At 71.4% G+C, this 1,266-nt stretch carries 1 protein-coding gene; it reads right to left on the reverse strand.

From position 1 onward, the window contains the following. A partial coding sequence (locus tag WH07_RS08195; protein WP_157877278.1) for a N,N-dimethylformamidase beta subunit family domain-containing protein occupies nt 1-1,210 on the reverse strand: 1,210 nt, incomplete at its 3' end. Nucleotides 1,211-1,266: the final 56 nt, after the last annotated feature.

Below are 1,266 nucleotides of genomic sequence, written 5' to 3' on the forward strand. Positions count from 1 at the left end.
GGTCGGCGCCGGGGGGTTGGCGGAAGTCAGTGGTCGCCATGGTGGGGTGGGTGGCGAGGTACGGGTCTGCCCTGAAGTCGGTCTTGTAGCAGACGACGGTGCGGAGGTCGGCGCTGTTGGCCGTGCTGGCGGTGGTGGTGCTGCTGGTGGCGGTGGTGCCGTTGGTCCTGGCGGTGGCAGTGGTGCCGGTGGTGCTGGTGCCCATGTTCGTGCTGGTTTTCGCGGCGGTACGAGCCGTACGCTCCAGCCTGATCCTGCGGAAGCAGGTGTTCGCGCCCAGGAAGGCCACGTTCGTCCCGGCATCGCGCGCCCGGGTCACGTGCCGCCGCTGCTCGGGCGTCCAGTACTCGTCGTGGCCGAGCGCGACGACGGCCGTGGCACCGTTCAGCGCCGAGGGATCGGCGTGGACGTCGATACCGGTGGTGTACGCCAGCGGGAGACCGAGCCGTTCCGCCAGGACCACCACCGCCCGCTCGTACACCATGAACTTGTCCGCGCCGTTCTTGTCGTACGGCCGGTCAAAACTGACCGCGAGGGAACGGGTGCTGTACGCGCCGCCCTCGCCCTGGTAGAGGTCGAGGCCACCCCACAGGTTGTACGCCTGCCAGGTGGCGGGGGCATGCATCAGCACGGTTCTGCCGCGTGCGCTCGCCGAGCGGACGATCAGCGGGACGTAGCGCTGGTGGCCGTGTTCCGCGTCGAGCCTGAGCAGGTACGCGCCCTCCGGCCAGCCGTCGGTGCGGACGGTGAGGCTACGGGCCCAGTCGGCCCGTACCGTACGAGTCGCGGCGATCAGGCGCGGGCCGCGCTGAACGCGGCCCGCCACCCGGTCCGAACGCCACACCCGCCGGGCCTGCGCGCCGCCGTACCAGCCGATGCGGTACGCCGAGACCCGGAAGCCGGGCGCGGTGGTCGAGACGTACAGTCCGAACTCCTCGCCGGGCAGGACGCTGACCTTGTCGGCGAAGCCTTGGACGGCGTCGGGCGGGCCGGTGGCATGGATGCGCCAGTCGGAGGTGCCGGGACGGTGGCGTTCGCGTTCGATGGCTGCGGTGGGAGTGGCGGTGGTGGTCGTGTCGGGTTTGTGGCCTCGTGGGGTGTCGCAGGCGGTGATGCCGACGGCAGCGGTGGCGGCCCCGGCGGCGGCGCCCGCCAGGAAGTGCCGACGGTCCAGATCCTGTCGGCTCGGCTGCTGTGTGCCATCGCTCACCGAACGATCTTGAGTCGGCGGAGGGGTCAGGGCGACTGGTGGGGGCCCAATGCGGG

Source organism: Streptomyces odonnellii, from assembly GCF_000981895.1.
GTDB classification, from domain to species: Bacteria; Actinomycetota; Actinomycetes; order Streptomycetales; family Streptomycetaceae; genus Streptomyces; species Streptomyces odonnellii.